The 14,808-nt window shown below is 74.2% G+C and carries 10 protein-coding genes and 1 pseudogene; 6 read left to right on the top strand and 5 right to left on the bottom strand.

What is annotated here, in order from left to right:
• Window positions 1-64 precede the first annotated feature (64 nt).
• Window positions 65-277 carry a hypothetical protein gene (locus tag ACSLIC_RS06670; RefSeq protein ID WP_436736753.1) on the top strand — a complete coding sequence of 71 codons (213 nt, stop codon included), beginning with the start codon at window positions 65-67 and terminating at the stop codon, window positions 275-277.
• Window positions 278-295: 18 nt separating this feature from the next.
• Here the strand turns inward: ACSLIC_RS06670 and ACSLIC_RS06665 are convergent, their stop codons facing one another.
• From ACSLIC_RS06665 to ACSLIC_RS06655, 3 genes are all read right to left on the bottom strand, one after another.
• Window positions 296-1,363 carry an RNA polymerase sigma factor gene (locus ACSLIC_RS06665; RefSeq protein WP_436736752.1) on the bottom strand — a complete coding sequence of 356 codons (1,068 nt, stop codon included), beginning with the start codon at window positions 1,361-1,363 and terminating at the stop codon, window positions 296-298.
• 193 nt (window positions 1,364-1,556) lie between these two features.
• Window positions 1,557-3,461 carry a DNA primase gene (dnaG, locus tag ACSLIC_RS06660; protein ID WP_436736751.1) on the bottom strand — a complete coding sequence of 635 codons (1,905 nt, stop codon included), beginning with the start codon at window positions 3,459-3,461 and terminating at the stop codon, window positions 1,557-1,559.
• 120 nt (window positions 3,462-3,581) lie between these two features.
• Window positions 3,582-4,844 (bottom strand): NAD(P)/FAD-dependent oxidoreductase, encoded by a 1,263-nt coding sequence (locus ACSLIC_RS06655; RefSeq protein ID WP_436736750.1) that lies wholly within the window; start codon window positions 4,842-4,844, stop codon window positions 3,582-3,584.
• A 380-nt stretch (window positions 4,845-5,224) separates the two neighbouring features.
• Here ACSLIC_RS06655 and ACSLIC_RS06650 point away from each other — a divergent pair, with 380 nt between their 5' ends.
• The gene (locus ACSLIC_RS06650) at window positions 5,225-7,000 is read left to right on the top strand and encodes an ATP-binding protein (protein ID WP_436736749.1); all 1,776 of its coding nucleotides are present in this window, start codon (window positions 5,225-5,227) and stop codon (window positions 6,998-7,000) included.
• Between the two features lie 267 nt (window positions 7,001-7,267).
• Here the strand turns inward: ACSLIC_RS06650 and ACSLIC_RS06645 are convergent, their stop codons facing one another.
• On the bottom strand, window positions 7,268-8,602 hold the full coding sequence (locus tag ACSLIC_RS06645; RefSeq protein ID WP_436736748.1) for a deoxyguanosinetriphosphate triphosphohydrolase: 1,335 nt from the start codon (window positions 8,600-8,602) through the stop codon (window positions 7,268-7,270).
• 349 nt (window positions 8,603-8,951) lie between these two features.
• On the opposite strand from ACSLIC_RS06645, the gene ACSLIC_RS06640 reads away from it, so the two are divergent.
• Window positions 8,952-9,737 (top strand): hypothetical protein, encoded by a 786-nt coding sequence (locus tag ACSLIC_RS06640; protein WP_436736747.1) that lies wholly within the window; start codon window positions 8,952-8,954, stop codon window positions 9,735-9,737.
• A 293-nt stretch (window positions 9,738-10,030) separates the two neighbouring features.
• On the opposite strand, the gene ACSLIC_RS06635 is transcribed toward ACSLIC_RS06640, so the two are convergent.
• A complete protein-coding gene (locus tag ACSLIC_RS06635) occupies window positions 10,031-10,711 on the bottom strand; it encodes an HAD family hydrolase (RefSeq protein WP_436736746.1) in 681 nt (226 codons plus the stop codon).
• A gap of 253 nt (window positions 10,712-10,964) precedes the next feature.
• Here ACSLIC_RS06635 and ACSLIC_RS06630 point away from each other — a divergent pair, with 253 nt between their 5' ends.
• The 3 genes and pseudogenes from ACSLIC_RS06630 (at window position 10,965) to ACSLIC_RS06620 (ending at window position 14,786) form a co-directional block, all read left to right on the top strand.
• Window positions 10,965-11,933: an LLM class F420-dependent oxidoreductase gene (locus tag ACSLIC_RS06630; RefSeq protein WP_436736745.1), complete on the top strand. Its 969-nt coding sequence runs from the start codon at window positions 10,965-10,967 to the stop codon at window positions 11,931-11,933.
• Window positions 11,888-12,560 (top strand): annotated as a pseudogene (locus tag ACSLIC_RS06625) (hypothetical protein). The gene ACSLIC_RS06630 and the pseudogene ACSLIC_RS06625 overlap by 46 nt, the downstream one beginning before the upstream one ends.
• A 129-nt stretch (window positions 12,561-12,689) precedes the next feature.
• Window positions 12,690-14,786 (top strand): catalase, encoded by a 2,097-nt coding sequence (locus ACSLIC_RS06620; RefSeq protein WP_436736744.1) that lies wholly within the window; start codon window positions 12,690-12,692, stop codon window positions 14,784-14,786.
• Window positions 14,787-14,808 lie beyond the last annotated feature (22 nt).

The raw sequence follows: 14,808 nt of genomic DNA, 5'->3' as shown, positions 1-14,808 counted from the left end.
CGTGGCATGCTGTAGCTACTGTCCATGTACAGGACAAGGGCGTACTGGACCGAGGACGAAGTGGGTGGGGGAGTTGGCGGAAGAACCACGCGAGCCGAGGGCCGACGGGGACGGCTCGGAACAGTCGGGCATCGCCCTGTACCTGCCGGTGGGGATGGTGCTCGGGGTGGCGGTCGGCCTGCTCGCCGGGCACCTGGCCCTCGGTATCGGGATCGGCCTCGTGCTCGGCGTCGCGCTCGGCGCGTCCGTCGACGCGAAGCGGCGCGGCCGGCAGTGAGCCGGGCGCCGGCGGCCGTCAGTCCAGATAGCCGCGCAACTGCCCGGCCGCGGTGTGCTCGCGCAGCCTGCGCAGCGTCTTCGACTCGATCTGGCGGACCCGTTCGCGGGTGACGCCGAAGAGGCGGCCGATCTCCTCCAGGGTGCGCGGCCGCCCGTCGTCGAACCCGTACCGCAACTGCACCACCTGGCGCTCGCGGTCGCCGAGGGTGGCGAGGACCGCGTCGAGGTGCTGGCGGAGCAGGAGCAGGGCGGCGCTCTCCGCCGGGGAGGCCGCCTCGGTGTCCTCGATGAGGTCGCCGAGGAAGACGTCGTCCTCGCTGCCGACCGGGGCGTGCAGGGAGACCGGTTCGCGGGCCAGCCGTAGCGCCTCCTCGACCTTCTCGGCACTCAGCCCGAGCCGCTCGCCGACCTCCTCGGCGGCCGGTTCGCGGCCCGCCTCCTGGAGCAGGGCGCGCTGGGTGCGGACGACGCGGTTGATCAGCTCCACGACGTGCACCGGCACCCGGATGGTGCGGGCCTGGTCGGCGAGGGCGCGCGACATGGCCTGGCGTATCCACCAGGTCGCGTACGTGGAGAACTTGAAGCCGCGGGTGTAGTCGAACTTCTCCACCGCGCGGATCAGCCCGAGGTTGCCCTCCTGCACCAGGTCGAGCATGGTCAGGCCCCGGCCCGTGTACCGCTTGGCCACCGAGACGACGAGCCGCAGGTTGGCTTCGATGAGCTGCCCCTTGGCGCGCTCCCCGAGTGCGACGAGCCGCCGCAGGTCCCGGGCGAGCCCCGCGTCCGCGCGGCCTGCGGCCAGCTTCTCGGCGGCGAGGACGCCCGCCTCGATCCGCCGGGCCAGCTCCACCTCGTCGGCCGCCGAGAGCAGCGGGATGCGCCCGATCTCCCGCAGGTACTGCCGGAACAGGTCGGGGGCCGCCGCCCCCGCGGACTCGGTTCCGGCCGGTGCCCGCCGGCCCGCGCCCCGCGGCCCGGTACCGGTTCCGCCCGCCGAGGCCCGCTGGGGCGACCTGCGCGGAGTGGGGACGGCCGGGGCGAGTGCCGCGGGGGCGGGGGCGGAGCGAGGGGGCCTGGTCTGCACGGGGGTGACCTCCCAGGTGATCGCGCGGCGGATCGGGGGGTGGCGCGTACGGCGTGCGAGGTGCGGCGGTGCGGGGAACACGCCCGGGGCGGAGGGCGCGTCGCACCAGTGTGCGGCACACCACACCTCCACCACGAGAGTGCGTCCGGAACTTTCGACGGTGCCCCTCGTGCGGCGAGCGGGGCTCCGGTGGCTACAGGGCTTGTGCGCCGTTGTTCCTGAGGCTGCGGTCGTACTGCTGGAGTACCCACAACTCGTTCTGCACGGTGGCGAGTTGCTGCTGGTCGCCCTGGGCGGCGACGCGGGTGAAGGTGCCCTGGAGATCGTGGATGCGGCGTTCGACGGCGCGCAGGCGGACCTTGACCAACTGCTCACCGGCGTAGACCTCGTCGACGGTGCGGCGGCGGATCGCCTCGACGGCCAGCTCGGTGACCATGGCGCGGACCGTGTCGTCGGGGGCGGCCTCGCGGACCCGGGTGAGGTAGTCGGTGCCGAGGTCGGCGCCGAGTTCCGCGCCGCCGGCCTCCTCGATGGCCTCGCGGACGGCGGCGTAGGGGGCGGCGGTGAACTCGTCGGAGCCGTAGGCGTCGAAGGCGGGGGAGACCAGTTCGGGACGCTGGAGGGCGAGCTTCAGCAGTTCGCGCTCGGTGGTGAAGGCGGGGCTGCGGAGGTTGAGGGCGGGGCCGCTGAAGCGGGGGGTGCCGGTCTCGACGGCGTGGCCGGGGCCGTCGGCGCGGCGCGGGGCGGGCCCGGCGTCGGAGCCGCGGTCGCGGGCCCAGCGGGCGAGCTGGGCGATCCGGCGGACGACGAACTGGGTGTCGAGGATGCCGAGCATCCCGGCGAGCTGGACGGCCACCTCGTGCTGGGAGGAGCTGGACTTGATGCGGGCGACGACCGGTCCGGCCTCGTCCAGCGCGGCCGCGCGGCCCGCCGGGGTCTCCAGGTCGTACCGGGAGACGATCTGGCGGAGCGCGAACTCGAAGAGCGGGGTGCGGGGTTCGACCAGGTCGGCGACGGCCTCGTCGCCCTTGGCGAGCCGCAGGTCGCAGGGGTCCATGCCGTCGGGGGCGATGGCGATGTAGGTCTCGGCGGCGAACTTCTGGTCGTCCTCGAAGGCGCGCAGGGCGGCCTTCTGCCCCGCCGCGTCGCCGTCGAAGGTGAAGATCACCCGGGCGCTGCCGTTGTCCATCAGCAGCCTGCGGAGGATCTTGATGTGGTCCTGGCCGAAGGCGGTGCCGCAGGTGGCGACGGCCGTGGTGATCCCCGCGAGGTGGCAGGCCATGACGTCGGTGTACCCCTCGACGACCACGGCCCGGCTCGCCTTGGCGATGTCCTTCTTGGCGAGGTCGATGCCGTAGAGGACCTGGGACTTGCGGTAGACCGGGGTCTCGGGGGTGTTGAGGTACTTGGGGCCGTTGTCGTCCTCGCGCAGACGCCGGGCGCCGAAGCCGACCACCTCGCCGCCGATGTCGCGGATGGGCCACATCAGCCGGCCCCGGAAGCGGTCGACCGGGCCGCGGCGGCCGTCCTGGGCGAGGCCGGAGGTGATCAGTTCCTTGTCGGTGAAGCCCTGACCGCGCAGGTGGCGGGTGAGGTGGTCCCAGCCGGCCGGGCTGTAGCCGACGCCGAAGTGGGCGGCGGCGGCCTGGTCGAAGCCGCGCTCGGCGAGGAAGCGGCGGCCGATCTCCGCCTCGGCGCCTTCCAGCTGCCCGGCGTAGTACTCGGCGGCGGCCTTGTGTGCCTCGATCAGCCGGATGCGCTCGCCGCGCTGGTGGGAGGGGTTGTAGCCGCCCTCCTCGTACCGCAGGGTGATGCCGGCCTTGGCGGCGAGGCGCTCGACGGCCTCGGAGAACGTGAGGTGATCGACCTTCCGTACGAAGGTGATCGTGTCGCCGCCCTCCTGGCAGCCGAAGCAGTGGAAGAGGCCCTTGGCCGGGCTGACCTGGAACGACGGGGACTTCTCGTCGTGGAAGGGGCAGAGGCCCTTGAGGTTTCCGCCGCCCGCGTTGCGCAGCGACAGGTACTCGGAGACCACGGCGTCGATCGGGACCGCGTCCCGGACCGCCTTCACGTCCTCGTCATTGATCCTGCCTGCCACGTGGAAAGTCTACGGCCGCCGCGAGGCGGCTTGGCCGTCGGTCTCCCTCCGCCTCCTGGGCGCCGGAGGTCACCGGGGCCCGGGAGGCGGAGGGCGGCGGACCGTACGGCCCGTGCGGCGTCAGGCCCCGAGGCCCTCCAGCGGCACCGAGGGGTCGGCGAGGGCGTCGGTGTCGACCGGTTCGCCGGCGCGGATCAGCCGCTGGATCTGGTCGGTGACGTCCCACACATTGACGTTCATCCCGGCCAGCACCCGCCCCTGGGAGAGCCAGAAGGCGATGAACCGGCGGCGGCCGACGTCACCCCGGATGACCACCTGGTCGTAGGTGCCGGGCGGCGCGTACCCGGAGTACTCGAGCCCGACGTCGTACTGGTCGGAGAAGAAGTACGGGATGCGGTCGTAGCGGACCATGCGGCCGAGCATGGCGCGGGCGGCCGCCGGGCCGCCGTTGAGGGCGTTGGCCCAGTGCTCGACGCGCAGCCGGGTGTCGAACAGCGGGTGGTGGGCGGCGGCCACGTCGCCGGCCGCGTAGACGTCCGGGTCCGAGGTGCGCAGCGAGGCGTCCACGGCGATACCGCCGCCGTGCTCCCGGTCGACCAGGGCGAGCCCGGCCGCCTCCGCCAGCGCGGTGCGCGGCGCGGCGCCGACCGCTGCCAGCACGTCGTGGGCCGGGTGCTCCTCGCCGTCGTCGGTGTGGACGGCCAGGACCACCCCGTCCTGGCCGCTGATGGAGGCGAGGCGGGCGCCGAAGTGGAAGCGGACCCCGTGGTCGCCGTGGAGTTCGGTGAAGACCTGGCCCAGCTCGGGGCCGAGCACACTGTGCAGCGGCGTCGGCTCCGCCTCGACCACGGTGACCTCGGCGCCGTAGCCGCGCGCGGCGGCGGCCACCTCCAGTCCGATCCAGCCGCCGCCGGCGATCACCAGGTGGCCGTTGTCCCGGCCGAGCGCGGTGAGGACCTGGCGGAGCCGGTCGGCGTGGGCGAGGCGGCGCAGGTGGTGGACGCCGACCAGGTCGGTGCCCGGGACGTCGAGGCGGCGCGGTTCGGCACCGGTGGCCAGCAGCAGCTTGTCGTACTTCAGCACGGTGCCGTCGCCGAGCCGGACGGTGTGCGCCTCGCGGTCGAGAGCGACGGCGGGCTGGCCGAGGTGCAGCTCGATGTGGTGGCGCGCGTACCAGGAGGGTTCGTGGACGAAGACGCTGTCCCGCTCGTCCTTGCCGGTCAGGTAGCCCTTGGAGAGCGCGGGCCGCTCGTAGGGCCGGTCGCGTTCGTCGCAGACGAGGATCACCCGGCCTCTGAAGCCCTCCTCGCGAAGGGTTTCGGCCGCCTTGGCCCCGGCCAGTCCTCCTCCGACGATGACGAATGTCTGATCCGCGTCGACCACGTCGAACCTCCCTGTTCTTCCTGCCCTGCGGCGCAGGTGCGGTGCTGCCCGCCTCAGCGAGCGTCCCGTACGGAGCGTAATGCGGGAAGAGGGGGGTGGCCCGATCGGGTCAACGAGTCGTCACATCGCGTGGTGGGCAAGGGGCTTGACGGCCCGGGCCGGGTGGGCGTCGCGGGAGGGCCGCCCAGCCCTTGTGCGGGCGTCCGAACGGGGTGCGGCAAAGTGGCGCCGCCGGGTCACAATGGTGCGGAGCATGCGCGTCCGCATGGGCGGGAGGCGGCCGACGCAGAGTCTCCAGCCATGACCGAAGGTGACGAAGCCCCTCGATCCGGCCGCCGGACGCGCCGGGGCCATGAGGACCGAGAGGACGAGGAGGCGCCATGGCGGGGCAGCGAGGGTACGGCGCCCTCCCGGGCCTGACGGCGTCCGGCCCGGCCACGGGCGCGGCGGCGACCTCCGCGCCCGAGCCGCCTCCCGCCCGCCCGCGCCGGCCCCGCCCGTGGGCCCCGCGCCGGATGGCTTCCCAGGTGCTGCTGGTCCAGCTGGTCACCGCCGTCGGCGTGACCGCCCTGGCCGCCACGCTCTTCCTCGCCCCGCTCAGCGACCAGCTCGACGACCAGGCCACCCGCCGCGCGCTGGCCGTCGCCCAGGCCATGGCGAGCGGCGAGGACCTCGCGGGCGACCTGCTGCGTGCCGAGCCGGTACGGGACAACCCGGTGCAGCGATCTGCGGAGCGGGTGCGGCGGGCCACCGGCGCCGAGTACGTCGTCGTGCTGGACCGGCGAGGCATCCGCTACTCGCACACCGACCCCGCGCTGATCGGCCGCCGGGTCTCCACCGACCCCTCCCGGGCCCTGTCCGGGCACGACGTGCGGGAGATCGACGTCGGCACCCTCGGTCGCTCGGCGCGCGGCAAGACCCCGCTGCGCGACGCCGACGGCCGCGTGATCGGCGCCGTCTCGGCCGGCATCCGCTACGAGTCGGTCCGCGACCGGCTGACCGGGGCCCTCCCGCAGGTCGCCGGGTGCGCCACGGGCGCGCTCGGCGTCGGCGTCCTGGGCGCGCTCGCCTTCTCCCGCGTGGTCCACCGGCGCACCCGCGGCCTCGCCTTCTCCGACATCGCCGCCCTCCTGGACGAGCGCGAGGCGATGCTCCACTCGATCCGCGAGGGCGTCCTCGCCCTGGACGAGCGGGGCAGGGTCCGCCTCGTCAACGACGAGGCGCGGCGGCTGCTGGGCCTCGGCGACGGGATCGGCCGCCCGGTGGCCGCCCTGCTCGGGCCGGGGCGGCTCACCTCCGTGCTGACCGGCGAGGTCGCGGGCACCGACCTGCTGGCGGTGCGCGGCGGCCGGGTCCTGGTGGTCAACCGGATGCCCACCGAGGACGGCGGTGCGGTCGCCACCCTGCGCGACCGCACCGAGCTGGAGACGCTCGGCCGCGAACTGGACGCCACCCGCGCCCTCCTGGACGCCCTGCGCGCCCAGGACCACGAGCACGCCAACCGCCTGCACACCCTGCTGGGCCTGCTGGAACTCGGGCTGTACGAGGAGGCCGTCGACTTCGTCACCGAGACGGCCGGCTCGCACCGGGCCACCGCCGAGCAGATCGCCGAGGCGGTGGGCGATCCGCTGCTGGCCGCGCTGCTGGTCGGCAAGGCCACGGTGGCGGCCGAACGCGGAGTCGCCCTGCGCCTGGCCCCCGGCTCACGGCTCCTCGGGCCGCTGGTCGCCCCGCACGATCTGGTCACCGTCCTCGGCAATCTGGTCGACAACGCCCTGGAGGCCGTCGGCGCGCCGGGGCGGGGTGCGACGGCCGGCGGCGCCGACCGGCTGGTGGAGGTCGGGCTGCGGGCCGGGGGCCGTACGGCGGAGCTGACGGTCCGCGACACCGGCGCGGGCGTGCCGCCCTCCCAGCGCGAGCTGGTCTTCGCCGCCGGCTTCTCCACCAAGGAGGCCGCACCCGGCCGGGGCGGCCGGGGGCTGGGCCTCGCGCTGGTCAGACGGCACGCCCAGCGGTACGGCGGTACCGTCTCGGTGGCCGGGGCCAAGGGCGGCGGAGCCGTGTTCACCGTCGTCCTGCCCGAGGCGCTCGCCGCACCGGAGGGGTCCGCACCGGCCGACCGCCGGGCGGACCCGCACGAGGAGCAGGGGCGTTGACCGGTGTCCTGGCCGTCGGCGACGACCTCCGGGGGCGCGGACCGACGCCCTTCACACCGACCGAGTGCCCGGGGCACGTCCACACCAGGACGGGGACCGGCGAGGACGCGCCCCGGCCCACCGCGCGGGCCGGGGCGCTCCCGCCCTGAGCGGTACGGGCGGCGGGTCCCCGGGTGAGGTGACGAGCGGGGAGCGGGCCCGCACGGCGGACGCTCCGTCAGGTGGCCCGTCCCCGAGCTGGGCTGCGGTCCCGTGTCCGGGGCGGTCTCAGGGGCGGCCCCCTGACGCCGTCAGGTCCGCGTGCAGGGAACGGGCGGAGGCGTCGGTGAGGGAGGCGATCTGGTCGATGACGACGCGCTTGCCCGCCCGGTCGTCCGGGGCGGCCTCGAAGAGTGCCCGGAACTGAGGGTCCAGCCCGAACGGGGCGCGGGCGAGGAGCGCCTGCGCCAACTCGGCGATGACGACCCGCTGCTCGGCCCGCAGCACCTCCTGCTCGGCGCGCTGCATGACGTACCGGTCGGCCAGTGCCTTGAGCACCGCGCACTCCAGCCGCGCCTCGCGCGGTACGACCAGTTCCGCCGCGTACCGCACGGGGGAGGCACCGCGACCCGCCCCCGTGGGTGGGCCCAGGACGTACGAGGCGCGGGTGGCGGCCTCGGCGGCGAGGCAGAAGCGGCCGATGAGCTGGCTGGTGGCGTCCTTCAGCCGGGCCTGGGCGGCGGCGGTGCCGTCGTACCCGTGCGGCCACCACTCCTGGTCCATGAGGCGGTCCAGCGCGGCCGTCAGCTCGGCCGGGTCCGTCCCCGCCGGGGCGTACCGCTCCAGGGCGAGGTGGGCGATGTCGCGGCGCTCGGGGTCCGCGTGCAGGAGGTTGGGGTCGATGTGACCGGCGTGCAGGCCGTCCTCCAGGTCGTGGACCGAGTACGCGACGTCGTCCGACCAGTCCATGATCTGGGCCTCGAAGCAGGTCCGCCCGGCCGGGGCCTGGTCGCGGAGCCAGGTGAAGACCGGCAGGTCGTCCTCGTAGACGCCGAACTTGGGGGAGGCCGGGTCGGTCGGATGGCCGCCGCGCGGCCACGGGTACTTGGTGGCGGCGTCCAGGGAGGCGCGGGTGAGGTTGAGCCCGACACTGGTCTGCTCGCCGGTGCGCGGGTCGGTGCGGAACCGCTTGGGCTCGATACGGGTGAGCAGGCGCAGCGACTGGGCGTTGCCCTCGAAGCCGCCGCAGTCCCCGGCGATCTCGCCGAGCGCCTGCTCGCCGTTGTGCCCGAAGGGAGGGTGGCCCAGGTCGTGCGAGAGGCAGGCGGTCTCGACCAGGTCCGGATCACAGCCCAGGGCGGCCGAGAGGTCGCGCCCGACCTGGGCGCACTCCAGGGAGTGGGTCAGGCGCGTACGGGGCGCGGCGTCCCACACGCGGCTGCGCGTGCCCGGCGTCACCACCTGCGTCTTGCCCGCGAGGCGGCGCAGCGCGGAGGAGTGCAGCACCCGGGCCCGGTCCCGCTGGTACGCGGTCCGGCCCGGCCGCTTGTCGGGCTCCGGGTCCCAGCGCTCCACAGCGGTGACCGCCGATCCGACCGGGTGGGGTTGTTCTGCTGCCGTCATGCTCCCGACGGTAGCCGCCGCGAGTGACAAGCCTCGCGCCGACGCCTCGGGGCGGTGGCCGACGGGCGGTCGCGGGCCGTTGTCAGTGGCGGCGTGCAGGGTGGAGGACGGTGGGCGGCGGCCTTGAGGAGGAGCTTGAGAGGGCGTCAGGACGAGTCGGAGAAGGCTTCGTCGTGTCGTGGGCGCGGTGGGAACCGGGGCAGACCGGGCGGCGTTGGAGAGGGCGGGGGAGGGGGTGTCCCGGGCGCTGGAGTCGGCACGGTGACCACACGCCGGCAGGGCCGTTGTGCATCGTCGTGGGACGGCGGTGCGCACCGGGCGCCCGCGTGTCGTGGAGGAGGTGGGCGGCTTGTCCGTCGTCAGGGTCGAGGTCGACAAGGAGGCGCTGGCCGCCGCCATGCGGGTGCGCGGGTCCGGTTCACAGGAGGAGACGGTGGCCGACGTGCTGCGGGAGTACCTGGAGCGGGCCGGCGTCCGCCTCGACGAACCCGCGCCGCTCGACGCGGAGGACACGGCGGACCAGGCCGCCGTGGCGAGCGCGCTGCTCGACTGGGTGGCCGCACCCGTCACCGAGGACACCTTCGTCCGGGGCGTGCTGCCGGTGCTCTCGGCGCCGGTCGCCGTACGGGTCGTGGTCGGGGCCGAGGGCGCGGTGGCACCGGACGAACTGGCCGCCTACGAAGTGCGGCTGGACTCCGACGGCCATCCCGTCTCGTGGGCGGACATCGTGGGCGCCCTGCGCGCGGTACGCGGCCGTACGGCCTTCTACGGACGGCACGAGCTGACGACCGTGATGGGCATGGCGACGCTGACGCTCGATCCCCTGGCCGAGCGCTCGGCACCGCTGACGGCCGAGGAGCAGGCCCTGCTGATGCTGCGGACCTTCCGCGGCCCCTGGTCGGCCGAGGAGTCCGACCCCCGGCTGCGCGGCTTCCTCTTCCTCGGTGGCGGGCGCCTGCGCCTCTACTTCGACGGGTCCCGGATTCCCGGCGTGGTCGCGGCCGACATCCGCACGGCGGAGGCGGGCGTGGGCCTGGCGGCCGAGCTCCCGGGCCGCCTCGAAGAGGAGGATCGGCGGCTGTCCGACCCCGCCGACCCTCACTGCGACTGGCGCGTCGATCTGACGGAGTGGTGACGGGAGGAGGGGGGCCCGGTGCCGCCGCCGAAGCCGGAAGGCGCCCTTCGCCGGCCGCCCCGAGGCCGTATCGGCGACGGCCGGCTGACGCAGGGAGGCGCCGGGCCTTTCCCGGTGGAACCCCCTGGGTGCGTCCGCTGCTGGAACGTGGCTGCGCTTCGGGGCGGCGCCAGGCGACTTCCGGGCCACGCCGGGCCGCGCTGGGCACGCCTGGCCGCGCTGGCCTGGCCGTGCGTCGCGCTGTGCTCGTCCGGCTCCGGCTCCGGCCCCGGACCGCGGCGCCCCGGTCCCGGCTACGCCGCCAGTCGGCTCGTGTCGAGGTGGGCGAGGAGGTCGGCCGGGGTGTCGTAGACCGCGACGGCGCCGGCCTCCTTGAGTTCGGCGGCGCTCACTCCGCCGGAGAGCAGGGCCGTGCAGCTGACGCCGGCCCGGGCGGCCGAGACCACGTCCCAGACCGAGTCGCCGACGAAGTGGGCGCGGTGCGGCGGTACGCGGGCCTCCCTCAGAGCGGCCTCCACCAGGTCGGGGGCGGGCTTGCCGGCTTCCACCCGGTCGCTGTCGGTGGTGGCGAGGATGGCGTCGTCGGCGTCGATGGTCCTCAGCATCGCCTTCAGGTCGCGGCCGTGGGCCGAGGTGGCGAGGACCACCCGCCAGCCGCGCCGGGCCAGCGCGTGCAGCAGGTCGGCGGCTCCGGGAACGGGCTGGAGCCGGTCGTGCCAGGTGCCGAAGAGGGTGGCGTGGGCGTCGCTGATCGAGGAGACGTGCTCCTCGGCGTGGCCGGGGCCGATCAGCCGCTCGACGAGGTGGCCGCCGGACATGCCGATGAGCCGGTGGATGTCGCGGGTCGCCACCTTGTGCCCCGCCTGCCGGAACGCCTCCCACCAGGCGACGGTGTGGAAGTAGGTGGAATCGACCAGCGTGCCGTCGACGTCGATGATGGCGGCGCGGGCCTGCTCGGGGGGCGGTGTGGTCACGGCGGGCACCTCGCGGAGGTAGGGCGGTCACGGTCACGGACTGCGGTCCCGCCTGCCCTGCGACCGTGCCGGAAACCGGACACAGGTGGAACGGAACGACTGGCTCCACCCTTGCGAGCGTAGGCCCGGCCGGGGGAGCGCGGCATCCGGAGGGCAGGGCTCCGGCGGAGGCGGATGAGTGCCCGGCCCTCGGGCGGCCGAAGCGGGGGGCCTTCCCGGGTTTCATTCTCGGCCAATCGGCAAAGCACCTCATATGGTGCGAATCGGATACACGATGATGACCGAGCAGGCAGGCCCCCGGCAGCTCGTCCGGGATGTGGTGAAGGCCGAGGAAGTCGGCTTCGACTTCTCCGTCACCTCCGACCACTACGCCCCCTGGCTGGCGGAGCAGGGCCACGCCCCGTACGCCTGGAGCGTGCTGGGCGCCGCCGCGCAGGCCACCTCCCGCATCCCGCTCATGTCGTACGTGACCTGTCCGACGACCCGGTACCACCCGGCGGTCGTCGCCCAGAAGGCCGCCACCCTCCAGCTCCTCTCCGAGGGCCGCTTCCGGCTCGGGCTCGGCTCCGGTGAGAAGCTCAACGAGCACGTCGTGGGCGGCGGCTGGCCCGGGATCGCCGAGCGGCAGGACAAGTTCGACGAGGCGGTCCGGATCATCCGCGCCCTCCTCGACGGCGACACCCTGACCCATCACGGCGAGTACTTCGACGTGGACGCGGCCAAGCTCTGGGACCTGCCCGACGAGCCGCCGCCGATCGGTGTCGCGGTCTCCGGCGAGAGTTCCTGCGAGCTGGCGGGCGAGCTGGCCGACCTGGTCATCGCCACCGAACCCAAGTCCTCGCTGATCGACGCCTTCGAGCGGCACGGCGGCGAGGGCAAGCCCCGCGTCGGGCAGCTCCCGATCTGCTGGGACCCCGACCGCGAGACGGCGGTGCGCCGGGCCCACGCCCAGTTCCGCTGGTTCGGCGGCGGCTGGAAGGTCAACAGCGAGCTGCCCACCCCGGCCGCCTTCGCCGGAGCGACCCAGTTCGTCCGAGAGGAGGACGTCGCCGCCTCCATCCCCTGCGGCGACGACGTCGGGGAGTTCGTGGAGGCCGTCGCCGCCTACCAGCGGGCCGGGTTCACCGAGATCGCCCTGGTGCAGGTCGGCGGCGACGCGCAGAGCGGCTTCCTCGACTGGGCCGGCTCCACCCTGCTCCCCGCGCTCCGCGGTCGGCTGTGAGCGAGGAACGGCTCCGGGCCGGGCGGCGCGTCCTCACCGTCCACCGGCCCGACAAGGTGCTCTATCCGAACGACGGCCTCACCAAGGGGGACGTCGTCGGCTACTACCGGGCCATCGCCCCGCACCTGGTGCCCCACCTGCGCGACCGCCCGCTCATGCTGGAGCGCCACCCCGAAGGCATCGGCGAGCAGCCGCACTTCATGCAGAAGAACGCCGGCGCCCACTACCCGGAGTGGGCGCGCCGCGCGCCGATGGGCAAGGAGGGCGGCGGCACCGTCGACCACCCGGTCTGCGACGACGCCGCCACCCTCGTCCACCTCGCCGACCAGGCCGCGCTCACCCTCCACCGCTGGCTCTCCACCGTCGAGGACCCGCACCACCCCGACCTCCTCGTCCTCGACCGCCGTGGCCCCCTGGTCGCTCCGCTCCCGCCGAGGCGCGCCCGTCGCGGCGCCGCTCACCTGGGAGCAGCTCGACGACCCGGACCTGGACGCCCGCACCTTCTCGCTGCGTGACCCGGACGGCGTACGCGGGCAGGCCGCTTCCCGGCCGTGGGCGAGCCCGCCGAGGCCACGCGGGATCGCCGCCGCCGCGCGCCGGCTGGAGAAGCTGCGGCGGAGCGCCTGAGGGTCGGGCTCGGACCTCCACCGCAGAGGGGTTCGGCCCGTGTTGCGGGGTTCTACCGCCCGAGGGACGGTACGCGAGTGGGAGCCCACCGGCCTCACGCCCCCCACGTGACCGCAGGAGACAGACGGCATGGCGGAGAACCAGTCCCCCGACCCCAAGCAGCGGCAGCGCGCCGAGGCGTACGCGCCCGATCCCGACGGCGGACCCCTGACGACCGACCAGGGAGTGGTCGTCGAGCACACCGACGACTCGCTGCGCGCCGGCGAACGCGGGCCCACCCTGCTGGAGGACTTCCACTTCCGCGAGAAGATCACCCGCTTCGACCACGAGCGCATCCCCGAGCGGGTCGTGCACGCCCGGGGCGCCGGGGCGTACGGCTACTTCGAGCCCTACGCCTCCTGCGCGGAGTTCACCCGGGCCGCCTTCCTCCAGGACCCGGCGGTGCGCACCCCCGTCTTCGTCCGCTTCTCCACCGTGCAGGGCCCGCGCGGCTCCGCCGACACCGTGCGCGACGTGCGCGGCTTCGCGACGAAGTTCTACACCAGCGAGGGCAACTACGACCTGGTCGGCAACAACTTCCCGGTCTTCTTCGTCCAGGACGGCATCAAGTTCCCCGACTTCGTGCACGCGGTGAAGATGGAGCCGCACAACGAGATCCCCACCGGCGCCTCCGCCCACGACACCCTCTGGGACTTCGTCTCGCTCCAGCCGGAGACGCTGCACACCGTCATGTGGCTGATGTCCGACCGGGCCATCCCGCGCAGCTACCGCATGATGCAGGGCTTCGGCGTGCACACCTTCCGGTTCGTCGACGCCGAGGGCAAGGGCACCTTCGTCAAGTTCCACTGGAGGCCGAAGCTCGGCGTCCACTCGCTGGTCTGGGACGAGGCCCAGGAAGTGATGGGCCGCGACCCCGACTTCAACCGGCGCGACCTGTGGGACACCATCGAGGCGGGCCAGTACCCCGAGTGGGAGCTGGGCGTGCAGCTCGTCCCCGAGAAGGACGAGCACAACTTCGACTTCGACCTCCTCGACGCGACGAAGATCATCCCGGAGGAGCAGGTCCCCGTACGGCCCATCGGCCGCATGGTGCTCGACCGCAACCCGGACAACTTCTTCGCCGAGACCGAGCAGATCGCCTTCTGCACCGCCAACGTCGTGCCCGGCATCGACTTCACCAACGACCCGCTGCTCCAGGCTCGGAACTTCTCCTACCTGGACACCCAGCTCATCCGGCTCGGCGGCCCCAACTTCGCCCACATCCCGGTCAACCGCCCCGTGGTCGACGTCCGCAACAACCAGCGCGACGGCTACCACCAGGAGGAGATCCACCGGGGCACCAACTACTCGCCCAACTCGCTGGGCGGCGGCTGCCCCGCGCTCGGCTCCGTGGACGAGGGCGCCTACCGCCACCTCGCCGAACGCGTCGACGGGGCCAAGATCCGCAAGCGCAGCCCCAGCTTCGACGACCACTACACGCAGACCGCGATGTTCTGGCACTCCATGGCCGACTGGGAGAAGCGGCACATCGTCGACGCCTTCCGCTTCGAACTCGGCAAGGTGGGCGCCATGCCCGTCCGCGAGCGCGCCGTCGAGCAGCTGGCCCGCGTCGACCACGAGCTGGCCACCGCCGTCGCCGAGGGCATCGGCGTCGCCGCCCCCACCCGCCAGAACACCCCGAGCCCGCAGCCGTCCCCGGCGCTCAGCATGGAGAACAACCAGGGCGAGTCCACCATCGCCACCCGGCAGATCGCCCTCCTGGCCACCGACGGCGTCGACGCCCACCAGGCCACCGTGCTCCGCGACACCCTGCGCGAACGCGGCGCCGTCGCCGAGGTGCTGGCCCCGCACGACGGCACCGTACGCGCCTCAGACGGCGCCACCCTCACCGTCGACCGGGCCCTGCCCACCGTCGCCGCCGTCCTGTACGACGCGGTGGTCCTCACCGGCGGCAGCGAGCCGGACGACGGCCCCGCCGGCGACGCGGCCCGCCGCTTCGTCCGCAACGCCTACCGCCACGGCAAGCCCGTCGCCGCCTACGGCCCCGCCACCGCCCTGCTCACCCGGCTGCTCCCCGACGAGCTGCGGGTGAGCACCCCCGACGGCGAGGTCACCGCCGACCGGGGCGTGGTCAGCGCCGGCACCGCCGACTCGCCCTTCACCGAGGAACTGGTGAAGGCCGTCGCCGCCCACCGCTTCCGCGACCGGCCGGCACCCCGGGGCTGACCCGCAGCCGCCACCGACACCG

The organism is Streptomyces sp. BBFR102 (genome assembly GCF_051397025.1).
Lineage (GTDB): Bacteria > Actinomycetota > Actinomycetes > Streptomycetales > Streptomycetaceae > Streptomyces.
This window is presented reverse-complemented; position numbering and strand designations above follow the sequence as displayed.

What these genes read in the sequence shown, in the direction of transcription:
- ACSLIC_RS06620 (WP_436736744.1), top strand. Translation starts at nt 12,690, where the DNA reads ATGGCGGAGAACCAGTCCCCCGACCCCAAGCAGCGGCAGCGCGCCGAG.
- ACSLIC_RS06650 (WP_436736749.1), top strand. Translation starts at nt 5,225, where the DNA reads ATGGCGGGGCAGCGAGGGTACGGCGCCCTCCCGGGCCTGACGGCGTCC.
- ACSLIC_RS06645 (WP_436736748.1), bottom strand. Translation starts at nt 8,602, where the DNA reads ATGACGGCAGCAGAACAACCCCACCCGGTCGGATCGGCGGTCACCGCT.
- ACSLIC_RS06630 (WP_436736745.1), top strand. Translation starts at nt 10,965, where the DNA reads ATGGTGCGAATCGGATACACGATGATGACCGAGCAGGCAGGCCCCCGG.